The sequence below is a fragment of the Nocardia sp. NBC_01327 genome (assembly GCF_035958815.1).
Lineage (GTDB): Bacteria > Actinomycetota > Actinomycetes > Mycobacteriales > Mycobacteriaceae > Nocardia.
Map to the genome: position 1 here is coordinate 4928985 of NZ_CP108383.1, position 24086 is coordinate 4953070.

At 70.7% G+C, this 24086-nt stretch carries 9 protein-coding genes; 7 read left to right on the forward strand and 2 right to left on the reverse strand.

What is annotated here, in order from left to right:
• Nucleotides 1-40: 40 nt before the first annotated feature.
• From OG326_RS22360 to OG326_RS22385, 6 genes are read left to right on the forward strand one after another with little or no spacing between them, the layout of a single operon-like run.
• On the forward strand, nucleotides 41-10348 hold the full coding sequence (locus OG326_RS22360) for a type I polyketide synthase (protein ID WP_327139050.1): 10308 nt from the start codon (nucleotides 41-43) through the stop codon (nucleotides 10346-10348).
• A gap of 25 nt (nucleotides 10349-10373) precedes the next feature.
• A complete protein-coding gene (locus OG326_RS22365) occupies nucleotides 10374-16505 on the forward strand; it encodes a type I polyketide synthase (protein ID WP_327139051.1) in 6132 nt (2043 codons plus the stop codon).
• A 29-nt stretch (nucleotides 16506-16534) separates the two neighbouring features.
• Nucleotides 16535-17407, forward strand: coding sequence for a 3-hydroxyacyl-CoA dehydrogenase family protein (locus tag OG326_RS22370; protein ID WP_327139052.1), 873 nt, complete (start codon nucleotides 16535-16537; stop codon nucleotides 17405-17407).
• Between the two features lie 10 nt (nucleotides 17408-17417).
• A complete protein-coding gene (locus OG326_RS22375) occupies nucleotides 17418-17693 on the forward strand; it encodes an acyl carrier protein (protein WP_327139053.1) in 276 nt (91 codons plus the stop codon).
• Nucleotides 17690-18799 (forward strand): acyl-CoA dehydrogenase family protein, encoded by a 1110-nt coding sequence (locus OG326_RS22380; protein ID WP_327139054.1) that lies wholly within the window; start codon nucleotides 17690-17692, stop codon nucleotides 18797-18799. The genes OG326_RS22375 and OG326_RS22380 overlap by 4 nt, the downstream gene beginning before the upstream one ends.
• 14 nt (nucleotides 18800-18813) lie before the next feature.
• The gene (locus OG326_RS22385) at nucleotides 18814-19938 is read left to right on the forward strand and encodes an HAD-IIIC family phosphatase (protein WP_327139055.1); all 1125 of its coding nucleotides are present in this window, start codon (nucleotides 18814-18816) and stop codon (nucleotides 19936-19938) included.
• Nucleotides 19939-20092: 154 nt separating this feature from the next.
• Here the strand turns inward: OG326_RS22385 and OG326_RS22390 are convergent, their stop codons facing one another.
• On the reverse strand, nucleotides 20093-20758 hold the full coding sequence (locus tag OG326_RS22390) for a class I SAM-dependent methyltransferase (RefSeq protein ID WP_327139056.1): 666 nt from the start codon (nucleotides 20756-20758) through the stop codon (nucleotides 20093-20095).
• Nucleotides 20759-21052: 294 nt separating this feature from the next.
• Between OG326_RS22390 and OG326_RS22395 the strand changes: the two genes are divergently transcribed.
• Nucleotides 21053-21862 carry a thioesterase II family protein gene (locus tag OG326_RS22395; protein WP_327139057.1) on the forward strand — a complete coding sequence of 270 codons (810 nt, stop codon included), beginning with the start codon at nucleotides 21053-21055 and terminating at the stop codon, nucleotides 21860-21862.
• Between the two features lie 34 nt (nucleotides 21863-21896).
• Here the strand turns inward: OG326_RS22395 and OG326_RS22400 are convergent, their stop codons facing one another.
• A complete protein-coding gene (locus OG326_RS22400; protein ID WP_327139058.1) occupies nucleotides 21897-23807 on the reverse strand; it encodes an AfsR/SARP family transcriptional regulator in 1911 nt (636 codons plus the stop codon).
• Nucleotides 23808-24086: the final 279 nt, after the last annotated feature.

Below are 24086 nucleotides of genomic sequence, written 5' to 3' on the forward strand. Positions count from 1 at the left end.
CAGCGGACCGGCGTGGTCCCGGACGTATCGGAGGAGCACGGTGACCGAGCAGAAGCTTCGTGAGTACCTGAATCGGGTCACCATCGACCTGCAGCGCACCCGCCGGCAACTTGCCGAGGCCGAGGCCGCCGGACACGAACCGATCGCGATCGTCGCCATGGGCTGCCGCTTCCCCGGCGGGGTGCGCACGCCCGAACAACTGTGGGAGCTGCTGGCCGAGGGCCGCGACACGACGACCGCGGTGCCGGAGGACCGCGGGTGGGATCTCGCCTCGCTCAGCGCGGGCAATGTGTCCTGCCGCGGCGCCTTCATCGACGGGGTCGCCGACTTCGACGCCGCGTTCTTCGCCGTCTCCCCGCACGAGGCGACCGCGATGGATCCACAGCAGCGACTGCTGCTGACCACCGTCTGGGAGGCCGTCGAGCGGGCCGGTATCGATCCGGCCGCGCTGCGCGGCACCGCCACCGGTATTTACGCCGCGGCCGTCGACCAGGGGTACGCCCAGGTGGCTCTGACCGCCCCCGAAGCGGTACGGAACTTCATCGTCACCGGCAATTCGATGAGTGTGCTGGCGGGCCGGGTGTCGTATGCGCTCGGACTCGAGGGACCGGCGCTGACGGTGGACACCGCATGCTCGTCCTCACTCGTCGGCGTGCACCTGGCCACCCAGGCGCTGCGCCGGCGCGAATGCACGCTGGCCCTGGCCGCGGGCGTCACCGTGATGTCACTGCCGCTGGTCTACGCCGAATTCGGCAGGCAGGGAGCGATGTCCGCCGACGGCCGCTGCAAGGCGTTCTCGGCCACCGCGGACGGCACCGGCTGGGGTGAGGGCGTCGGTGTCCTACTGCTGGAACGGCTTTCGGACGCCCACCGCAACGGGCATCCGGTGCTGGCCGTGATCCGCGGTTCGGCCCTGAACCAGGACGGCGCCAGCAACGGCCTGACCGCCCCGAACGGCCCCTCCCAGCAACGCCTGCTGCGCGCAGCGCTCGCCGACGCCGGACTCACCGCCGCCGACGTGGACGCCGTCGAAGCGCACGGCACCGGAACCACCCTCGGCGATCCCATCGAAGCCGACGCGCTGCTGGCCACCTACGGCCAGGATCGGCCCGACGACCGGCCGCTGTGGCTCGGCTCCCTGAAATCGAACATCGGGCACACCCAGGCCGCGGCCGGGGTGGCCGGGGTCATCAAAACCGTCCTGGCTCTCGAACACGGAGTGCTGCCGCGCTCCCTGCACATCACCGAGCCCACCACCCACGTCGACTGGTCGGGCGGCAATGTCCGGCTGCTCACCGCGGACCAGCCGTGGCCCCGGGCCGAAAGACCCAGGCGCGCCGGAATTTCGGCGTTCGGCATGAGCGGCACCAACGCCCACGTGATCCTCGAACAAGCGCCCGACCCCGAACCCGGCGGCGCCCGGTCGCATCCACCGGTCGCTCCCTACGTACTGGCCGGCCGGACTCCGGCCGCGCTGCGTGATCAGGCGGTGCGGCTGGCCGGGTTCGTGTCGGCCGACCCGGCCCAGGGCCTGGCCGATATCGGGTTCTCGCTGGCCACCACCCGCACGGCCTTCGAACACCGGGCCACCGTGATCGCCGCGGACCGCTCCGAACTGCTCGCCGGTCTCGGTGTGCTGGCCCGCGACCTGGACGGTGTGCGGACCGGACCGGCGACGCCGTCGAATATCGTTGTCGGCGAGACTGATTCGAACATCGGCGGGACTGTGCTGGTGTTCCCGGGCCAGGGGGCCCAGTGGGACGGTATGGCCCGCGCCCTGCTCACCGAATCACCGGTTTTCGCGGCCTCGATCGCCGAGTGCGAACAGGCGCTGGCCGGGCTGGTGGACTGGTCGCTGACCGACGTGCTGTGCGGTGCCGCCGGGGCGCCGTCGCTCGAGCGGGTCGATGTCGTGCAGCCCGCACTGTTCGCGATGATGGTCTCCCTCGCCGCGCTGTGGCGCTCCTGGGGAGTCGAGCCCGCCGCGGTCGTGGGGCACAGCCAGGGGGAGATCGCGGCCGCGGTGGTGGCGGGCGGGCTCTCGCCGGCGGACGGCGCGAAGGTGGTCGCGCTGCGCAGTCGTGCGATCGGGGCGCTGGCCGGGCGAGGCGGGATGGTCGCCCTGGCGCTCGGGCAGGAAGAGGCCGAGGCGGAGATCGCGCCCTGGACTGGTCGGCTCGCGGTCGCGGCCGTGAACGGTCCCGCCGCGGTCGTCGTCTCCGGTGATCCGGACGCGCTCGCCGAGCTGGTCGCCCGCTGCGGTGAGCGCGGCGTGCGCGCGACGACCGTGCCTGTCGACTACGCCTCGCATTCGGCCCAGGTCGAGGCGATCCGGGATGAGCTGCGCACGGCGCTCGCCGATATCGCACCGCGGTCCGGCCGTATCCCGCTGTTCTCCACCGTCACCGGCGAGTGGCTCGACACCGCCGAGATGAACGCCGACTACTGGTATCGCAACCTGCGCAGCACAGTCCGGTTCGACGCCGCCATCCGCGATCTGGCGCGAGCGGGGCACGCTGTGTTCGTCGAGGCCTCGCCGCACCGCGTCCTGACCGTGCCGATCCAGGACACCCTGGAAGCCGCCGGCCTGCACGCCGCGGCGGTGACGGGCACCCTGCGACGCGGCGAAGGCGACCTGCGGCAGATGCTGACCTCCGCCGCCGAGCTCTGGACGCGCGGCGTAACCGTAGACTGGACAACAGCTTTCGCGGGCGCCCGCCCGGTCGTGTTGCCCACCTACCCTTTCCAGGAACGGCGGTTCTGGCCGGAACCCGCCGAGCCGGCCGGCGACGCCGGCACACCCGCCGACAGCGGTTTCTGGGATCTGGTCGATCGCGGCGACCCGGACGAGCTGGCCAGGGTGCTCGCGGTGGATGCCGAGCCGCTCGCCAAGGTGCTCCCCGCGCTCGAGGCCTGGCGCCGGGGCCGCGGCGAACCCGTCGATCCACTGCGCTATCGCATCGTGTGGCGTCGGCTCGCCGACCCGCCGGCCGCGGTACTCACCGGCCGGTGGGTGCTCGTGCTGCCTGCTGGGGAGGGCGAATCGCCTCACGCCCAATGGATCACGCGCACCCTGACCGACATCGGCGCCGAGGTCGAGCACGTCGAACTCGCCGACACGGACGCCGACCGCGAGTCGGCCGCTGCCCGTCTCGCCCACCTCGAGCGGGCCGGCCGTGACGGGCCGACCGGCATCGTCTCCTTGTTGGCCATCGCCGAGCACCCGCACCCGCGGTATCCGGCCCTGCCCGCCGGTACGGCGCTGACTGTCGCTCTGCTGCAAGGGCTTTGCGATCTCGGCTGGACTGCCCCGCTGTGGTGTGTGAGCACCGGCGCGGTCACCACCGGCGCCGCCGATCCGCTCACCGCTCCCCGGCAGGCGATGGTCTGGGGCACCGGCCTGGTGGCCGCCCTGGAGCAGCCGCAGCGCTGGGGCGGGCTGCTCGATCTGCCGCCGCAACCGGATGAACTCGCCCGGTTGCGATTCGGCGCCGCCCTGAGCGGGGCAGGCGATGTGGCGGGCGAAGATCAGCTCGCACTCCGGGCGAGCGGATTGTTCGCCCGAAGGCTGGTGCACGCCCCCCGTCCGGTGGCAGCTCACGCGGTCGCGGCGCTTGGCGCCGCCGCATCGGGTGGGCCCGAAGGCCCGGATCGCCGCCCCTGGCGTCCGCGTGGCACGGTCCTGTTGACCGGCGGCACCGGGGCCGTGGGCGGGTATCTCGCCCGCTGGCTGGCCCGCGGCGGCGCCGAGCACCTGGTGCTGCCGGGCCGGCGTGGCGCGGACTCGCCCACCGCCGAGCGATTGCGTGCCGACCTCACCGCGCACGGCGCCCGGCTGAGCATGCCCGTCTGCGACCTCGCCGACCGTGACCAGGTCGAGCGGCTGCTCGCCGACCTCGACGCACAGGGCACGCCGGTCACCGCGGTGGTGCACGCCGCCGCGTTCATCGCCCTCGCACCGCTCGCGACCGCCCCGATCGGAGCATTCGCCGACGTGGTGGCGGCCAAGGCCGCCGGCGCCGCGCACCTGGACGCGCTGCTGGACCGGGACCTCGACGCCTTCGTCCTGATCTCCTCGATCGCGGGCCTCTGGGGCAGCGGCGACCACGGGGCCTACGCCGCGGGCAACGCCTACCTGCACGCGCTGGCCCAGCACCGCCGCGCCCGCGGACTGACCGCGACCACCGTCGACTGGGGCGTCTGGCAGAGCGGTGAACCCGGCGCATCTCCGGATGCCGATCTGTTCAAACTCGACGAGCACGGCCTGCGCCGCATGCATCCGCGCACCGCCATCGCCGCTCTGCAGCAGATTCTCGACGACGACGAGACCGTCCTGGCGGTGGCCGACGTGGACTGGGAACGGTTCGCTCCCGTCTTCGCCTCGCACCGGCCCAGCGCACTGCTGCACACCATTCCCGAGGCCCGCAGCGCGCTGCAGGGCGCACCGGCCGAATCGCCGGATTCGGTGGCGGCGCCACTGCGCCGGCGGCTGGACGGCCTGCCCGCCGCCGAGCGCACACGGGCCCTGCTCGACCTGGTCCGTGCCCAGGCGGCCGCGGTGCTCGGCCACGACTCGCCGCGACAAGTGCCGCCGGGCAAGGCATTCCAGGAGCTGGGCTTCGCCTCGCTGACCGCCGTCGAACTGCGCAACCGGCTCAATACCGTCACCGGGCTGCGACTGCCCTCCTCGCTCGTCTTCGATCACCCGTCCTCCACCGCGCTCGCCGCACACCTCGACACGGAGCTGTTCGGCACGCGGACAACCGATCCCAGGCGTTCGGCGCCCACCGGGACCCCGGAGACGCCGGCCGCGGCGGACGATGACCTGATCGCGATCATCGCGATGAGCTGCCGCCTGCCGGGCGGGATCGACACGCCGGAGAAGCTGTGGCAACTGCTGTACGAGGGCGGCGATACGGTCTGCGGCTTCCCGGTCGACCGCGGCTGGCCGGCGGCGGCGGAACTCTACGATCCGGACCCCGACAATCCCGGCACAACGACCACGCAGCACGGCGGATTCCTCTCCGACGCAGGCGAATTCGACGCAGGCTTCTTCGGCATCTCGCCGCGCGAGGCCGTCGCCATGGACCCGCAGCAGCGACTGCTGCTCGAAACCTCCTGGGAGGCAATGGAACGCGCGGGCCTGGACCCCGACGCGCTGCGCGGCTCCCGGACCGGCGTCTACGTCGGTGTCAACTACGGCGACTACGGCGCCGCCGTCGCCAGATCCGGGCAGGGTGAGGGCCACCTGCTCACCGGCAGCGCGCCGAGCATCGTCTCCGGTCGCATCGCCTACACCTTCGGACTCGAGGGCCCCGCTCTCACCGTCGACACCGCATGCTCGTCCTCGCTGGTGGCGTTGCACACCGCGGTCCGCGCCCTGCGCGGCGGCGACTGCACACTCGCGCTGGTCGGTGGCGTCGCGGTGATGTCCACACCGGGCGCGATCCTGAGCTTCTCCCGCCAGCGCGGTCTCGCGGGCGACGGCCGGTGCAAGGCCTTCGCCGAGGCCGCCGACGGTATGGGCATGGGCGAGGGCGTCGGCGTCCTGCTCGTCGAACGCCTCTGCGACGCCCGCCGCAGCGGGCATCCGGTACTGGCCGTGCTCCGCGGCTCCGCCGTGAACTCCGACGGCGCCAGCAACGGCCTGTCCGCACCCAACGGTCCGTCCCAGCAGCGCGTCATCCGGGCCGCGCTCGCCGATGCGGGTCTGTCGGCCGCGGACGTCGATGTTGTCGAGGCGCACGGCACCGGCACCACCCTCGGCGACCCGATCGAAGCACAGGCGTTGCTGGCCACCTACGGACAGGACCGTCCGGCCGGGCGACCGGTACTGATCGGCTCGCTCAAATCGAACATCGGCCATACCCAGGCGGCCTCGGGCGTGGCCGGGGTCATGAAAATGGTGCTGGCACTACGCGCCGCGCAGGTTCCGCGCACCCTGCACATCGATCGCCCGACCAGCCACGTCGACTGGGACAGCGGCGCGGTCACCCTCGCGACCGAACTGTTGCCGTGGCCGGAGACCGGACGGGCGCGCCGGGCCGCCGTCTCCTCCTTCGGACTCAGCGGCACCAACGCGCACGTCGTGGTGGAGCAGGCCCCGGAATGGGAAGTCGCGCAAGAGAAGCCAGCGCGCGGACCACTGGCCTGGGTGTTGTCCGCACGCACCCCGGAAGCGCTGGCGGATCAGGCGGTGCGGCTACGGGAACACCTGGACGCGGACCGCAGCGTCGACGCCGCCGACGTCGGGTTGGCGCTCGCCGGACGCACCGCGTTCGCGCATCGCCGGGTACTGGTGGGCGACGGCGCCGACCTCGCGGCCGCCCTGCATGCGGTGGCCGACGGAATCGACACGCCCGCAACGGTATCCGGCGTACGGGACGCCGAGGGCCGGACCGTGTTCGTGTTCCCGGGGCAGGGCTCCCAATGGGTGGGCATGGCCCGCGATCTGCTCGCCGAATCACCGGTGTTCCTCGACCGGATGACCGAATGCGATGCCGCCCTGTCCGCCCACGTCGACTGGTCGCTGCTGGATGTGGTGCGGTCGGCCGCTCCGCTGGACCGGGTGGATGTGGTGCAGCCGGTGCTGTTCGCGGTGATGGTGTCGCTGGCCGCCGTCTGGCGCGCGCACGGCGTCGAACCCGGCGCGGTGATCGGCCACTCCCAGGGCGAGATCGCCGCGGCCGTCGTCGCGGGCGGACTGTCCCTCGCCGACGGCGCGAAAGTGGTGGCGCTGCGCTCGCGCGCGCTCGGCGAACTCGCCGGATCGGGTGGCATGGTCTCGATCGCGCTGCCGCTACCGCGGGTAGCGCAGCTGCTCGCACCGTGGGGCGAGCGCCTGTCCGTCGCCGCGGTGAACGGGCCTGCGGCCGTGGTCATCTCGGGTGAGACCGCGGCGATCACCGAGCTGCTCACCGCCTGCGACAGCGACGGTATCCGGGCCCGGCGCATCGACGTGGACTACGCCTCGCACTCGGCGCAGGTGGAGCCGATCGAGTCCGGGTTGCTCCGCGCGCTGGACACGATCACTCCGGTCGCCGCCGCCGTGCCGCTGTATTCCACGGTGACGGGGGAGTGGCTCGACACGAGCGTCATGGATGCCGGCTACTGGTATGAAAACCTGCGTCGCACAGTCGGTTTCGAACCGGCTGTGCGCGACCTGTCGGAACAGGGCTACACCGTCTTCCTCGAGGTCAGCCCGCATCCGGTGCTGACCGTCCCGATCGAGCAGACCCTGGACGCCGCCGGGCACGACGGCGCTGTCCTCGGCACCCTGCGCCGAGACGAGGGCGACCTGCGCCGGCTGCTGCTCTCCCTCGGCGAGGCGTGGTCGTGCGGACTCCCGGTGGACTGGCCCGCGTTCTTCCCGGACGCCCGGCACACCGACCTGCCGACCTATCCCTTCCGGCATCGCCACTACTGGGCGTTGCCCGCCGCAGGGACAGCTGGTGCGGATGTGGCCGCGGCGGGCTTGGACGCGGCCGGTCATCCACTGCTCGGCGCCGCGGCGGAGGTCGCCGCCACCGGTGAGATCCTGTGCAGCGGAAGGGTGTCGGTCCGTAGCCACCCATGGCTGGCCGACCACGCCATCGCCGATGTGGTGCTGCTGCCCGGTGCGGCGTTCGTCGAGCTGGCGCTGCGCGCCGCCGCCGAGGCCGGGTGCGCCGTGCTCGCCGAACTGACCCTGGAGGCGCCCCTGGTATTGCCCGGCACCGGGGCGGTGCGCATTCAGATACGGGTGGGGGCACCCGCCGAGGACGGCGAACGCACGCTGACCATCCACTCCCAGCCGGAGGACGGCCCGGATCCACGCTGGCTCCGGCATGCGACCGGGACCGTGACCGAGCATGCGGTCCCACCCGTGGCCGAACCCGAGAGCTGGCCGCCACCGGACGCCACGCCGGTGCCGATCGACGACCTCTACGACCGCTTCGGCGAATCCGGCTACCGCTACGGTCCGGCGTTCCGTGCCGTCCGGGCAGCCTGGCGGCGCGGCAACGAAGTCTTCACCGAGATCGGCCTGCCCGAAAACGCTGACCTCGACGCCGCCTCCTACGGCATACACCCCGCTTTGCTGGACGCCGCACTGCACGGCATCTGGCTGGGGCCGGTGGACGACGCCGACGCCGAACCGGGCACCGCGCGAGTGCCGTTCGCCTGGAATGAGGTGAGCCTGCACGCGGCCGGGGCGACACAATTGCGGATCCGGCTGTCGTTCGACCCTGATGGTGACGTGACCATTCACGCCTCCGACTTCCACGGGCAACCGGTCGCCTCGGTCGCGGCCCTGGCGGTCCGCCCGATACGCACCGACGCACTGCGTATCACCGCCGCCCCCGACGCCATGTTCCGCGTGGAGTGGACACCGCTGCCCGGGCCCGGCGCAGCACGACCCGGCGCCGGCCGGTGGGCAGCTCTCGCGCCGCTGAGCGCCCGGTTCGATCCCCGGACCCGATTCGACAGGCCTGCCACCGAATCCGAGGCGACCGCCGAGGCGCCCGGTGCTGTTGCCGATTTCGACCGGCTCACAGCCGAATTCGGGGCCCTCGCAGTGCTCCCGGATACCTTTGCCGATCTCGCTGCCCTCGGCGCCGCGATCGATCGGGGTGCCCCGGTGCCGGATGTGGTCCTCATCGAATGCCGTTCCGCTGGAGCGGATTCCGCGGCGGTGCACACCATGACGGCCGCCGCGCTGGTGCTGATCCAGCAGTGGCTGGCCGACGATCGGTACGCGGACAGCCGGCTGGTGTTCGTGACGAGCGGTGCTGTCGAGGTCTCTCCCGGTGCGGGCGTGCCCGACCTGGCGGGCGCGGCGGTCGGCGGTCTCATCCGCTCGGCACAGTCCGAATATCCGGAGCGCTTCGTATCGGCCGACGCGGCGGACCCGCTGGAACTGCTCGCCCTGCTGCCCGCAGCGCTGGCCGCCGGTGAACCGCAGATCGCCGTTCGAGCAGGCGAAGTGCTCGCGGCCAGGTTGCTGCGAGCACCCGCGGCAGCCGCGAACGTGACACCGTTCGACCGGTCGGGCACTGTGCTGATCACCGGCGCGAGCGGTGTGCTCGGCGGATTGGTGGCTCGGCATCTGGTGCGCGAGTACGGGATTCGCAGGCTGCTGCTGATCGGCCGCCGAGGGCTGGACACGCCGGAGGCGGCCGCGCTCGCTGCCGAGCTCGGCGAGCTCGGTGCCGAAGCGGAATTCGTCGCGTGCGATGTCGCGGATCGCGGGCAGCTCGCCGCGGCTGTGGCGCGGGTACCCGCGGCGCATCCGCTGACCGCTGTCGTGCATGCGGCGGGCGTCCTGGACGACGGGATCGTGCCGTCCCTGACTCCCGAGCGGCTCGCCACGGTATTGCGGCCCAAGGTCGACGGCGCCCTGCATCTGCATGAGCTGACCCGCGGCCTGCCGCTGTCCGACTTCCTGCTGTTCTCCTCCGCCGCCGGGGTCATCGGCACTGCGGGACAAGCCAATTACGCCGCCGCCAATGCGTTCCTCGACGCGCTGGCCGGCAGCAGACGCGCACAGGGCCTGCCCGCCCGATCCATCGCGTGGGGACTGTGGGAGCGACGCAGTGCGATGACCGGCAGTCTCGACGAAGCCGGACGAGGCCGGATCACCCGCGCAGGTGTGGCGGCCTTCTCCGACGCGGAGGGTCTGGAACTGTTCGACGAGGTACTGCGGCGGGACGAGGCGCTGCTGGTACCCGTACGCCTGGACCTGGGCAGGCAGCGCCCGGCGACCGAGGTACCCGCTCTGTTGCGCGGCCTCGTCCGCGGCGTGGTCCGGCCGCGGGCGGCCACCGCCGTCGCCGCCGAGGCGAACACCCTGCGCCGACGGCTCACCGAAGCCGGCGCACAGGAGCGGAAGACGTTGCTGGAGGACCTCGTCCGCGAGAAGGTCGCCCGGGTGCTCCGGTATCCGGTGGTCGCCGAGGTCGATCCGGAACTCGCCTTCCAGGAGCTCGGATTCGACTCGCTGACCGCCGTCGAGTTGCGCAACCAGCTGACCGCGGTGACCGGATTGCGTTTGCCCGCGACCCTCGTCTTCGACCATCCGACCCCCGAGGCTGTCGCGGGGTATATCGCCGAGCGCCTGGCCCCCGCGACCGGGCCGGCAGACGTTTTCGGCACTGCGTCCGGAGATATCGACGACGCATCGGTGCGCCGCCTGCTGGCCGCGATCTCACCGCAGCGCCTGCGGTCGGCCGGGCTCCTGGACGCACTGCTGCGACTGGGAGAACCGCCACAGCCCGCAGCGGACGACCTGGAATCGATTGCACCGGAATCGATCGCGGACATGGACGTGGACGGTCTGGTCCGCATGGCCCTCGGCGACGGCCGTGCCTGAACGCGCCGACAGCGAAAGGACTGCTATGACAACGGACCAGGTGGTCGAGGCCCTGCGCGCCTCCGTGCGGGACAATCAGCAACTGCGCCAGGAGAACCGCGCACTGGTCGCGCGGGCGCGCGAGCCGGTGGCGATCGTCGGCATGAGCTGCCGCTTCCCCGGCGGCGTACAGACCCCCGAAGACCTGTGGCAACTGCTGATGGCCGAGCGCGACGGCGTCACGCCCGTCCCGGCCGACCGCGGGTGGGACCTGCCACAGGAACCGGGCGCACCCGCCCTCGCAGGCGGATTCCTGCATGATGCAATGGATTTCGACGCCGGATTCTTCGGGATCTCACCGCGCGAGGCCTTGGCGATGGACCCGCAACAGCGACTGCTGCTCGAGGTCTGCTGGGAGAGCATCGAGCGCGCGGGCATCGATCCGCAGCGCCTGCGCGGCGGTGACACCGCTGTTTTCGCGGGCGTCATCAACAGCGACTACGGCAGCCGCCTCGGCCATACGCCCGAGGACCTGGCCGGATTCCTCGGCACCGGAACCATTCCCAGCGTCGTCTCCGGCCGCATCGCCTATCTGCTCGGGCTGCAGGGTCCCGCGGTGAGCCTCGACACCGCCTGCTCATCGTCCTTGGTCGCGATTCACCTGGCCTGTCAGGCCCTGCGCGCGGGCGACACCGCACTCGCCCTCGCCGGCGGCGTCACCGTGATGTCCGCGCCCGGTGTGCTCAGCGGCGCCGCGCGGCAGGGCGGGCTGGCCCGTGACGGCCGCTGTAAATCGTTCTCCGACAGCGCCGATGGCGCCGCCTTCGGTGAAGGCGCCGGCATGGTCCTGCTGGAGCGCCTCGGCGATGCGCGGCGCAACGGCCATCCGGTACTGGCGGTCATTCGCGGCTCGGCCGTCAACCAGGACGGCGCGAGCAACGGCCTGACCGCCCCCAACGGCCCGGCCCAGGCGCGGGTCATTCGAAAAGCCCTGCACAATGCGGGTCTGTCGCCCACCGAGGTCGATGCGCTCGAGGCGCACGGCACCGGCACGGTGCTCGGTGACCCGATCGAGGCGCAGGCCGTGCTCGAGGTCTACGGCCAGGACCGTCCGAGGGGACGCTCGCTGCTGCTGGGTTCACTGAAATCCAATCTGACGCACACACAGGCGGCGGCCGGAGTCGGCGGTGTCATCAAAATGGTGCTGGCCATGCGGCAGGGCATGCTGCCGAAGTCGCTGCACATCGATCGGCCGAGCGCGCAGATCGATTGGAGCCGAGGCGATGTCGCGCTGCTGACCGAGGCCGGGCCGTGGCCGGTCACCGGGCAGCCGCGCCGCGCGGCGGTGTCCTCCTTCGGTGCCAGCGGCACCAATGCGCATCTGATTCTCGAGTCCGCGCCCGGTGACCCGGATGCCGCGCCGCCGGTCCGCACCGAGGGCCCGACAGCCTGGATTCTCTCCGCCCGGACGCCGTCCGCACTGCGCGCACAGGCGGAACGGCTGCACGCGCATGTCAGCGCCGACCCGGGCCTGCACCCTGCGGACATCGGAATGTCGCTGGCGCTGAGCCGATCCCGATTCCCCGAGCGTGCGGTCGTGGTCGGCGCCGATCGCGCCGAGCTCCTCGATGCCCTCGGCGAGGTGGCGCGCGCGGACGGTGACCACCGCGGCGTCACCACCGGCAAGCCCGGCAAGGTTGTGTTCGTCTTCCCGGGCCTCGGCGCGGAGTGGCCCGGCATGGCCGCCGAGTTACTGGACAGCTCACCGGTTTTCGCTGCCCGCATGGCCGACTGCGCACGCGTGCTCGCCGACCATCTCGACTGGTCACCGATCGCGGTGCTGCGGCAGGAGTCCGGCGCGCCCTCTATCGACCAGGTCGAAGCCCTGCAGCCGGTGCTGTTCTCGGTGCTGGTATCCCTCGCGGCGGTATGGCAGGCCCACGGCATCGAACCGGCCGCCGTGGTCGGGCACAGCCAGGGCGAAGTGGCCGCCGCCTGTGTCGCGGGCCTGCTGTCCCTGGAAGACGCCGCCGCGATCGCGGTCGGCCGCAGCCGCGCCCTCGCCGCCGTCACCGGCGGCGGCGCCATGGCCACCGTGCTGCTCACCGCCGACGAGGCGGAGAAACTGATCGACGGATACGGCGACCGCCTCTCGATCGCCGCCGTCAACGGCCCACGCGTGGTCGTGCTCGCCGGAGAGGCCGCCGCGCTCGAGGAATTCCTCGCCGACTCCGACGACGTGATGGCCTTCCGGACCCCGATCGATTACGCGCCGCATTCCGCCGTCGTGGATTCGGTCCGCGACACCCTGCTCACCTCGCTCGCGGCGGTGCGGCCCGGCCCGGGAACGGTCCCGATGCTGTCCACCACCGATGCGGAGTGGGTGCGACCTGCCACGCTGGGACCGGAGTACTGGTTCCGAAATCTGCGGCAGACAGTGCGTTTCCACGACGCGCTCCGCATCCTCTTCGATGCGGGCTACCGGACGTTCCTCGAGGTCGGCCCACACCCCACCCTGACCTTCAATATCCAGGACGCGGCCGCCGAAGCCGGTCTCGAGGGCCTCATCGTCCTCGACACCCTGCGCCGCGGTGCGGGCGACGCACACCGGTTGCTCACGGCATTCGGTCAGGCACACGTGTCCGGCTTGCCGGTCGATTGGCGCCCGGTGTTCGAACAGACCGGCGCGCGCCGAGCCGATCTGCCGACCTATGCCTTCCAGCGCACGCGCTACTGGCTCGAGCCCGCCCCGGCCGGCGGCGACCCCGCCGCCATAGGCCAGGACGACCCTCGCCATCCGCTGCTGCGCGCCGCCGTCGAGCTGCCCGGCGCGGGCGGCACGATATTCACCGGCCGCCTCTCGGTAACGACCCACCCCTGGCTGGCCGACCACGCTGTGCGCGGCACCATCCTGCTGCCCGGCGTGGCCTACCTCGAGATGGCCGCGCACGTGGGCCGCCACCTCGGCTGCGCGCTGATCGAGGAGCTCACACTCTCCGCGCCCCTGGTCCTCACCGGGGCACCCGACGGCCCCGCGGTCCGGCTGCGGCTCACGGTCGCGGCCCCGGATCCGGCAGGCCGGCGTACCATCGAAATCCACTCGCGGTCAGAGGATTCCGGCTCCGAGGTGGAATGGACCGAGCACGGCAGCGGCGTGCTCGCCCCGGCGCCCGCAGCAGCCGGACCTACGCCGACCGCACTCTCGGCCCAGCCGCTGTCCTGGCCGCCCGAGGGCGCGCGGCAATTGCGAGTCGACCGGCTCTACAGCGTGCTGGAGGCGCGAGGCGTGGAGTACGGTCCCGCTTTCCGCGGTCTCCGGGCCGCCTGGTCGTCCGGCGCGGAGATCTTCGCCGAGGTCGAAATGCCGGACACCGTGGCGGACGGGTTCGGCGTGCACCCGGCCCTGCTGGATGCCTTCCTGCACACGATCACGCTGCGCGGCGCCGACACCGATGCCGACCCGGCCGCACAACCCGCGGCTTCCGGTGTGCCCCTGCCTTTTTCGTGGCAGCATGTGCGCATCTGGTCCGAGGCCCCGGCGGGACGCGCGCTGCGCGTCCGGCTCCGGCCGCAGGGCCCGGACGCGGTATCCCTGGAAGTCACCGACGGGGACGGGCGGCCGGTCGTCACCGTCGGCACGCTGGCCATGCGCACCGCATCCTTCGATTCCCTGCGCGCCCCGACCGATTCGCTGTTCCGTCTCGAATGGCCCCTGCTCGGCCTCGCCGCCGGGACTCCGCCGCCCGCGGCTCGCTGTGCCGTCATCGACAGCGGAGGCGAGCGGCCGCCATCCATGGCCGTCCTCCGCGAAAGTGACGAACCGGCGGGTCTCGACGCGGTGCTGCTTCCCTGGCCTGCCACGGATTCCGGCATTCCCGAGGCGGTGCATGCCGGCACCGCGAAGGTGCTGGCCCACCTCCAGGCCTGGCTGACCCGGCTCGCCGGGGAGTGCCCGCCGCTGGTCATCGTGACCCGCGGTGCCGTGGATCTCGGTGAGCCGTCCCTCGATCTCGCGGGCGCTGCCGTGTGGGGCCTGGTCCGATCCGCCCAGCAAGAGAATCCGGACCGGTTCGTACTCCTCGATACCGACGCTGCCGGGATTACGCCCGAGCTGCTCGCCGCAGTGCTGGCCAGTGGTGAACCGCAGGCCGCACTCCGGGCGGGCGCGATCCACGTCCCCCGCTTGACGCGTGTGCGCGCCGCGACCGACCCGGGTGAACTCTTCGATGGCGCGGGTACCGTCCTGCTGACCGGAGGTGCGGGCACGCTCGCCGGCCTCCTCGCCCGGCACCTGGTGACGGCGCACGGCGTGCGCCGCCTCCTGCTGCTCGGACGCCGCGACCCGGCGGCGTCGGCCGAGCTGGTCGCCGAGCTCACGGCACTGGGTGCGCAGGTGACCGCCGAATCCTGCGACGTCACCGATCGCGCCGCCGTCGATGCCGTGCTCGCGCGCATCCCGCACGCGCATCCGCTGACCGCGGTCGTGCACACGGCCGGCGTCATCGACGACGCCGTACTGGGCGATGTCACCCCCGAGCGGCTGAGCGCGGTACTACGGCCCAAGATCGACGGCGCGTGGAATCTGCACGAGGCCACGCTCGGCCTGCCGGTGCGCGCGTTCGTGGTGTACTCGTCGATCGCCGGCGTCCTCGGCGGACCCGGCCAGTCGGCATACGCGGCAGCCAATGTCGCCATGGACGCGCTGATGGCCATCCGTCACCGCGCAGGTCTCCCGGCCAAATCGCTGGCGTGGGGCCTGTGGGAGCAGCGCAGCGAGCTGACCGCCGCGCTCTCCGACGTCGATCTGAAGCGTATGTCCCGCAGTGGAATTCGCGGATTCTCCGCCGAAACCGGTGCGGCGCTGTTCGATGCGGCGCACGCCGTGCCCGACCCGCTGCTGATCCCCGCCGACCTCGACCTCGCCGCCCTGCGCAACGGCCCGATACCGCCGCTGCTGCGTGCGCTGGTGCGATCCCCGCGCCAGCCGCGGCCGGCGACCGACGAGCGGCTGCGCGACCGGCTCGACGCCGCGAGCGCCGAGGAACAACCGGGCATTCTCCTCGAGACGGTGCGGCAGTACGCCGCCCAGGTACTCGGGCACGACGATGCCACCGCGGTCGGCGCCGATGAGCAGTTCCTGTCGGTCGGATTCGACTCACTGACCGCGCTGGAGCTACGCAACCGCCTCGCCGCGTCCCTCGGAGTCGGCCTGCTCCCGACGGTCGTGTTCAGCAGTGGCACCCCGGCGAAACTCGCCGAACTGGTTGCCGCGGAATGGAAGTCGGCGGCGTCAGCGGCCCAGGGCGTGACCGCGGCCGTACCGCCGCCGAGCGCACCGGACCCGGATCCGGTCGGCCTCCTGTTCCGGCAGCTGGGCCGGCGCGGCAAGGCCGACGAGGCCATCGATCTGCTCAAGAACGCCTCCGCGCTGCGACCGGAATTCCACACGGCCGCCGAGCTGCGCGGCACGGACGAACCGCCGCGGCTGATCCGGTTCACCACCCACGACGACGCACCCGAGCTGGTGTGTCTCGGTTCCCTGGTCGCGCTCGGCGGCGGCCACCAGTACGCCCGCTTCGTCGCGCAGTTCCGCGGCACCTACGGCGCGAGCGCCCTGTCGGCGCCGGGTTTCCTTACCGCCCAGCGTCTTCCGTCCAGCTTGCCGGCACTGTTCGACTATCAGGCCGAGGAGATCCTGGAACGGGTGGGCCGGGAGCGCCCGCTGATCCTGCTCGGTTCCTCCTCGGGCGGCATCGTCGCGCACGGCGTGGCCGCGCAGTTGGAGCAGCGGGGTGTGCGCCCGGCCGCCGTCGTGCTGCTCGACACCTATCTGTCGTCGGACAAGGCGATGACGCAGTTCAACAACGTGCTGCTGCAGGGCATGTTCGAGCGTGAGGAGCAGGCCGTCCCGATGGACGGCGCCCGGCTCACCGCGATGGGCAAATACTTCCGGCTCCTCGACGACTACCGGGCGCCGGTGGTCGCGGCGCCCACCCTGCTGGTGCGGGCCTCGAGTCCGCTCGGCGAATCGGCGCCCGCCGTCGGTGACTGGCGTTCGAGCTGGCCGGGTGCGCACACGGTCCTCGACGTGCCCGGCGATCACTTCTCGATCTTGGAGCAGCATTCGGCGACCACCGCCCGGGCCGTCTCCGAGTGGCTCGAATCGATCCTGTCCTGACCGAAATGCATTGAGAGGAAGGCCTATCGATGAAAACGGAACCTGAGTCCGGCACCCCGGAGGGGCAGCTGATCGCGGTGGTCGGCGCCGGCGTCATGGGCGTCGGTATCGCTACCCTGGCACTGGTTCGCGGGCTGCCGGTCATCCTGGTCGATGTCGACGACACCCGGCTGAGCGAGGCCCACACCAGAATCGCGGCGGAACTGCGGATGGCCCAGCTGATGGGCCGGCTCGCGGACGACGAGGCGGCCGGTGCGCTGACGACGACCACCGCGATCGCCGACCTCGGCCCCGCCTCGGTGGTCATCGAGGCGACCACCGAGGACCTCACCGTCAAGGCGAAGGTGTTCGCCGAGATCTCGGCGGTGGTGGCCCACGGCACCCCGCTGGTCTCGAACACCTCGTCGATCCCGATCGATGAGCTCGCCGGTTTCGCACAGCGGCCCGAGGACGTCGTCGGCACCCATTTCATGAACCCGCCGTACCTGATTCGGACGGTCGAGGTCATCCGCGGGGCGCGCACCGGTGCGCACACCATGGCGGCGCTCGAGGGTGCGCTGGCCGCGCTGGGGCAGGATGCCGTCGTCGTCCGGGACAGCCCGGGCTTCGTCACCAGCCGCGTCCTGCACCCGATGATCAACGGCGCGGCCCGGGTCGTCGAGCAGGGCACCGCCACCGCCGCGGACGTCGACGCCCTGATGGAGAACTGCCTGGGCCATCGCACCGGGCCGCTGCGCACCGCCGACCTGATCGGCATCGACAACCTCGTCGATTCGCTGCAGGTTCTCTACGCCCGCACCGGTGACGAGGGCTGCCGCCCCTGTGACCTGCTGCTGGAGAAGGTCCGGCTGGGCCACCACGGCCGCAAGTCCGGCCGCGGTTTCTATGAGTACACGAACTGAGGAGAAGACAGTGGACGCAACGAATACCCAGGTCGAGCAGGCGGAGAGCATGGACATCCAGCAGGATGTGCTGACTTTCCTCGACACCCAGACCAAGCGATCCTGGGGTCCGCAGGCCGATCTGTTCGCCGCCGGTGGCCTCTCCTCCCTGTTCGCCATGCAGCTCGTGGTGTTTCTGGAGAAGACCTACGGCATCGCCATCCGGGGAAAAGACTTGCGGCTGGACAACTTTCGCACCGTAGTGAATATGGTGGCGCTGGTGGAGCGGCTCCGGAGCGAACTGTGAGCGGCGGACTGCTCGCGGCGTGCGAGGCCGCCACCGACCTCGTGGGTGACCAGGCCGAGCACTGGGACCGCACCGGACTGCTGCCCCGGGACCTGCTGACCAAGCTCGGCGCCGCCGGATACCTGTGCCCGCAGGTCCCGGCCGCGCTCGGCGGCCTCGGCTGGGACAGCGCCCTGGACGGGGAGTTCACCGCGCACGTGGGCAGCCTATGCTCCTCGCTGCGCAGCATCATGACCTCGCAGGGGATGGCGGCCTGGACCATCGCGCGGCTCGGCACCCAGCAGCAGCAGGCCGAATTCCTGCCCCGTTTGACCGGCGGGGAACTGGCCGCGGTCGCCTTCAGCGAACCCGGCGCGGGCAGCGACCTGTCGGCCATCGGGACCCGCATCGTCCGCGCCGGCGACGAGGTCGCAGTCGACGGTCACAAGACCTGGTCGACGGCCGCGGCGTACGCCGATCTTGTTGTCGTCGTGGGCATTATGGACGACGGCGGCGCCGGGGCGGTGGTGGTGCCGACGGATGCGTCCGGCGTGCGGGTGGACCGGATCGAGGATCCGCTGGGTTGCCGTGCGGCCGGCCATGCCGACCTGCGCTTGGCGCAGGTGCGGGTGCCCGCTGCGCACCTGCTCGGTGACGGCGGTCAGTTCCTGCCGCTGGTGGTGACGACGGCTCTCGCCTACGGCCGGATGTCGGTGGCCTGGGGTTGCGTCGGCATCCTGCGCGCGTGCCTGGCGGCGGCCGGGGCGCACGCCAGATCACGTGAGCAGTTCGGGCGGACGCTGGGCGGTCATCAGCTCATCGCCCGGCACCTGGCCGACCTGCTGGTCGCCGAGCAGATCGCGGCCCGCGCCTGCGAGTACGCCAGTCGCTGCTGGGACGAGGGGTCGCCGGATCAGGTGCTCGCCACCGTGCTCGCCAAGCACGTCGGCGCCACCCAGGCGGCGCACGGCGCGGCGGTCGCCGTACAGGTCCTGGCCTCGGCGGGGACGCGGGACGGGCACACGGTGGCGCGCGCGTACCGCGATGCCAAGTGCATGGAAATCATCGAGGGCAGCAACGAGATGTGCCAGCTGCTGCTGGCCGATCACGTGCTGGCCAATGCCTGATCGGAGAGGTGGTCATGACGACGGAAGCTGTTCCCGCGCAGGTGAGTACGATCAAGTGCCTGGTCTGGGACCTCGACAACACCCTGTGGCAGGGCACACTGCTTGAAGACGGTGAGGTGGTGCTCGCCGAGACCATCCGCGACGTCATCGTCGAACTGGACTCCCGCGGCATTCTGCAATCGGTCTGCAGCCGCAACGACCACGACCCGGCCTGGGCGCGGCTGCAAGCGCTCGGACTCGCCGAGTACTTCGTACTGCCCGAGATCGGCTGGGGGCGCAAGTCAGACGCGGTGCACCGTATCGCGGAGCAGCTGAACTTCGCGCCGGGAACCATCGCGTTCATCGACGATCAACCCGCCGAACGCGCCGAGGTGACCTATCACCTGCCCGAGGTGCGCTGCTACCCGGCGGAGGCGGCCGCGACGCTCACCGATCTGCCCGAATTCACTCCGGCGGTGAGCACGGTCGATTCGCGCCGCCGCCGGGAGATGTACCAGGCCGGGTTTCGCCGCGACGCCGAACGCACCGAATTCGACGGTGCGGACGAGGATTTCCTGCGCTCGCTCGAGCTCGTGCTGCACATCGGGCCCGCCACTGAGGAGCAGCTGTCGCGGGTCGAGGAGCTGACGCTGCGCACCAGCCAGATGAACGCCACCGGTGTGCACTACTCGGATGCGACACTGCGCGCACTGCTGCGGGATCCGAAGCACGAGATCCTGGTTGCGGCCATGTCCGATCGCTTCGGACCACACGGTGCGGTCGGCGTGATATTGATCGAAAAGCATTCCAGCGTATGGCATCTCAGGCTGCTGGCGACCTCGTGCCGGGTCGTATCGTTCGGTGCGGGCTCGACCCTGCTCGCCTGGCTCGGGGATCGCGCGCACCGGGCGGGCGTGCATTTCGTAGCCGACTTCCGCCCCACCGACCGCAACCGCATGATGGAGATCGCCTACCGGTTCGCCGGCTTCGACGATGAACCGTGTCACTGCCGCGATGCCCTGGCCGCACCCGAGGTCGCGGGCGTCGAGCGACTGCACCTGCTTCCCGCCGAATGGAGCGGGTCGGCAACGACGCGGCTGGAAACGACCGACTCGATCTGCGCACCGGCAAGCGCACCCGAAGCCGCGCGCCGATCGTGAACCTCAGTCCCGGCGAGAAGCGGTCGCCGCGTCTCGCCGGGACTTCGGCACCGATATCCGGGGATTCGTGGGCCGCATCGGTCGTCACCTTCGGATCCGTTGCAGCGCAAGTTGTTTTGGTGGGGCAACTCGGCAGACTGAACGTGGCCCGCGCTCAGGTGAGCCGGCGTGCCAGGGTGATGCCGTCGGCCATGGTCAGCATGCTGATCTCCACACGGTTGTCGGACCGCAGGAGGGCATTGAGCTCGCGCACGCCCTGCGTGTCCGCATCCTGCGCGCCCGGATCGGCCACCCGCCCGAAGAAGAGAGTGTTGTCCACCACGATCAGGCCGCCGAGCCGGACGAGTTCGAGTGAAAGTTCGTAGTACCGAGGGTAATTGGCCTTGTCCGCGTCGATGAACACCAGATCGAACAGGCCCGGGCCCTCGTCGGCCAGCAACTGCTCGAGCGTCGCGCAGGCCTCACCGACCCGCAACTCGATGCGGTCACCCACCCCCGCGCGACCCCAGTACGGGACGCCTATCGCGGGCCACCGGTCAGTGATGTCGCAGGTGATCAGATGGCCCGTGGCGGGCAGCGCACGCGCGAGGCACAGCGTGCTGTAGCCGGTGAACGTGCCGATCTCCAGAATCGCGTGTGCGTTCACGAGTCCGGCGAGCAGTGCCAGCAGTTGTCCCTCCTCGGCGAGCACCTGCATGGCCGTCCCACCTGGCAGGTCCGCGGTTTCCGCTCGCAATTCGCGCAGAATCTCGTCCTCCCGGAGGGAGACGTGCCGGATGTAGTCGGTGAGTTGCGCTGTGACTGCTATCTGATCGGCCACGATGATCCTTCGTAAGGGAGCGGTCAAGAGGGTGCCCATCTCTCGCCTGGTGTGTGCACCGTGGGCGATCTCGATGCTGGCAGGGGCCGATAGCGTTTCGGTAGCGCCCAGGTGTCCGGTGCGGGGCCCGTGCGATATCGCGGCGGAATCCGCGAGCCACGGCCCGGCAATACGCTGCTGGAAGTGCCTGTCACCGGAATTCCGCCGCGCGTTTCGCCGCAACACGCGTCGGCCCGTGACGGTGCCCGGGCTGCCTGCCGGACCGGCGGATTGTGATCGCAACGGAACAGCGAAATGGACAACATGGACGACGAGAAGAACTGGTTCAGACGGCTGGCGCCTGCGGATCGGGCCGGGCACCGGCTCGTCTGCTTTCCGCACGCGGGCGGCGCCGCGAGTTACTTCTTGCCGGTGGCGCGGGCGCTGGCGCCGGAGGTCGATGTCGTCGGCGTGCAGTACCCCGGTCGGCAGGACCGGCGCAATGAGCCCGGCATCGGAGACATCGGTGAGCTTGCCGACCGAATCCACGAGCTCATGCGGAAGTGGGCAGCAGAGCCGCTGACACTGTTCGGGCACAGCATGGGCGCAGTCATCGCGTTCGAAGTAGCTCGGCGTCTGCGGCGGGACAGCCCGGAGCGGCCCCTGCACCTGTTCGCCTCCGGGCGTCGCGCCCCGCACCTGCAGCGCGGAGACATGGTGCATCTGCGCGATGATGCGGGCATCGCCGCCGAGGTGCGTGCACTCGGCGGCACCGAGTCTCTGCTGCTCGAGGATCCGGAGGTGCTGGCGATGATCCTGCCCGCCTTGCGCAGCGACTATCGCGCGGTCGAGACGTACCGATTCGCCCCGGACGGCCCGCCGCCGTGCCCGATCACGGTGCTCACCGGAGACCGGGATCCGCACACCACCGTCGAGGAGGCACGGGAGTGGGTCCACCATTCGGGCGACCCGTTCGACATGCGGGTTTTTCCCGGCGGCCACTTCTTTCTGAGCAGTAGCGCCACCGGCGTGCTGGCTCTGCTCGCGGATCATTTCGAGGCATCCGGGCCGAGCCGGGCGATCGGCCCGCGGTCGGATCGACCGGGTGCGCGGTACCGGGCGTGACGTCGGCTGTCCGCGCCCGGTACCGCGCACCCGGTCAGGACAGGAGTCGTTCGGGGGGCCCGAAGGGCACGTCCGTCGGGTATCCGTGCTGGCTCAGGCGCCGCAATGCGGCGATATAGTACCCCGACAGCTCCTCCTGGTAGAGGCGCTCGCGAGCAAAGGCCCAGCTCAAGCGGTCAATGGTGTAGTGGCCGCGGTTCGGCCCGCGCAGGACGTGTACCTCTGCCAACTCCTCCAGCAGATCCTCGGCCCGGTTCTCGGAACACTCCAGCAGTACGGCGATGGTGTGCGGGCGGATGTGGCGGCTGGAGATCATGCCGAGCCAGCGGAAAGCCTTGCGCAGCTCGTCACCGTCCTTCGGGCGGTGGCCCAGTGCCCGGTACCAGCGGTCCAGCGGCGCACGGATCGAGAGATCCCCGACCTGTAGTTCGTTCAGGATTCGCTGGGGATCGGCGAGCCTGCGCGCGGTGTCGTCCAGCCTGCGATTCGGCCGGTTGAGCAGGCGCAGGCCGATGATGCGCAATGCCAGGGGCAGGCCGGAACAGGCCTGTACGACAGATCGTGCCGACTCGATCTCATTGTCGACCCGTTCCTTGCCGATTATCCCGGCCAGCAGGTCCATCGCGATCTGCTCGTCCAGTGGTGCCAGCGCGATGGTGACAGACCCGTCGAGGTCGGCGAGACGCCGGCGGCTGCCGACCAGGCTGCGGCTGTCGCCGCCGGCGGGCAGCAGTGGACGCGCCTGGGAGGCGTCGCAGACATCGTCGAGCACGATCAATACCCGGCGCTGGGCGACTACGGAACGATAGAGCGCAAGTCGGCTGGTATCGCTGTCCGGGATGGCCGCGCGAGGCACACCCAGGCTGGTCAGGAATCGCAGGGCGAGCGCGCCGGGATCGACCGATGAGCCGTCCGGTCCGATGAGACTCGCGTAGAGCTGCCCGTCGGGGAACTCGTCGGCGACGGCGTGCGCGACCCGTAGCAGCAAGCTTGTCTTCCCGATGCCGGCGGCCCCGGTGACGATGCCCGCCGCCGCCGCTTGCCGTGGGTCCGATCGCGTGATGAGCAGCTCGGTCAGTTCGTGGCTTTCACTGTCGCGGCCGATGAAATCCCGCACCCGGGGAGGAAGCTGCGCGGGCAGCGGTATCTCCGCGCCTGCTGCCGGGGGATCACTGTTCGGGGGAGGTGCGATGGTGATCACTGATCCGTCTTCGCCGCGCAGGATGCGGGCTTGCATCTCGCGCAATTCCGAGCCCGGTTCCATGCCGAACTGCCCGATCAGGTCGTCTCGGACTCGCTGGAACAGCTCGAGCGCTTCCGGTTGCTGCCCGGCGCGAAACAGTGCCAGCATGAGCCGGCCGACAAAGGCTTCATTGAGCGGATGTTCGCGCACGACTCGGCGTAGTTCGGGCAGGATCTCGGCATGTCGGTGCAGTTCGAGCTGCATATCCACCCGCCAGCCCAGAGTTTGCAGCCGTAGCTCGCGCAGGTGGCCGCTCTCGGACTCGTGCAACCGGGTGCACGGTACATCCGTGAACGGGTCGCTGCGCCACAGGCTCAGCCCGCGGTCGAGTTCTTCCACCGCGCCCGCGAGTTGCCCCGACTCGGCGAGTGTCTTGGCTGCCCGCCGATGGGACAGGAACCTGCCGAGGTCGGTGTCGTCGTCGTGTATCTGGATTCGATAGCCAGGTGCACGCGTCTGGATTCGTTCTACTCCGAACGGGCCGAGTGCTCGCCGTAACCGCATGACATAGGTGCGGACCGTGGCCGCCGCACTCGGTGGCAGGGGATCGTCCCAGACGAATTGTGCGATGCGGTCAACGGAAATGATCTTATTGGGATTGAGCAACAGCGTTGTCAATACGATGCGCTGCCGTGGTGCCGAGATAGCCACCTCGCCTTCCCCCGAGCGGACAACCAACGGGCCGAGAATCAGGAATTCCACTACCTCTCCTCCTGGAGCAGTTCGGGACAGACCCCCCTGTGCCTGAACTGCTTGGACAAGCCTGTCCATCCACTGCTACCCAGCAGTCGCCCGGTGATTGATCGATCACCGTTTCCCCCATCGACTCCCGAGACTGTGCAGTTTCAACGCGAGTTGAATTCGATGTGACGGCATAAATGGATGGCACGCACATCGATGGGCGCTTCAATTCTTTTGGACGGAATTCTCCAATATGTACATCGGATAATTCGGGGCAACAGTGAAGGCTGCGACTCTGCA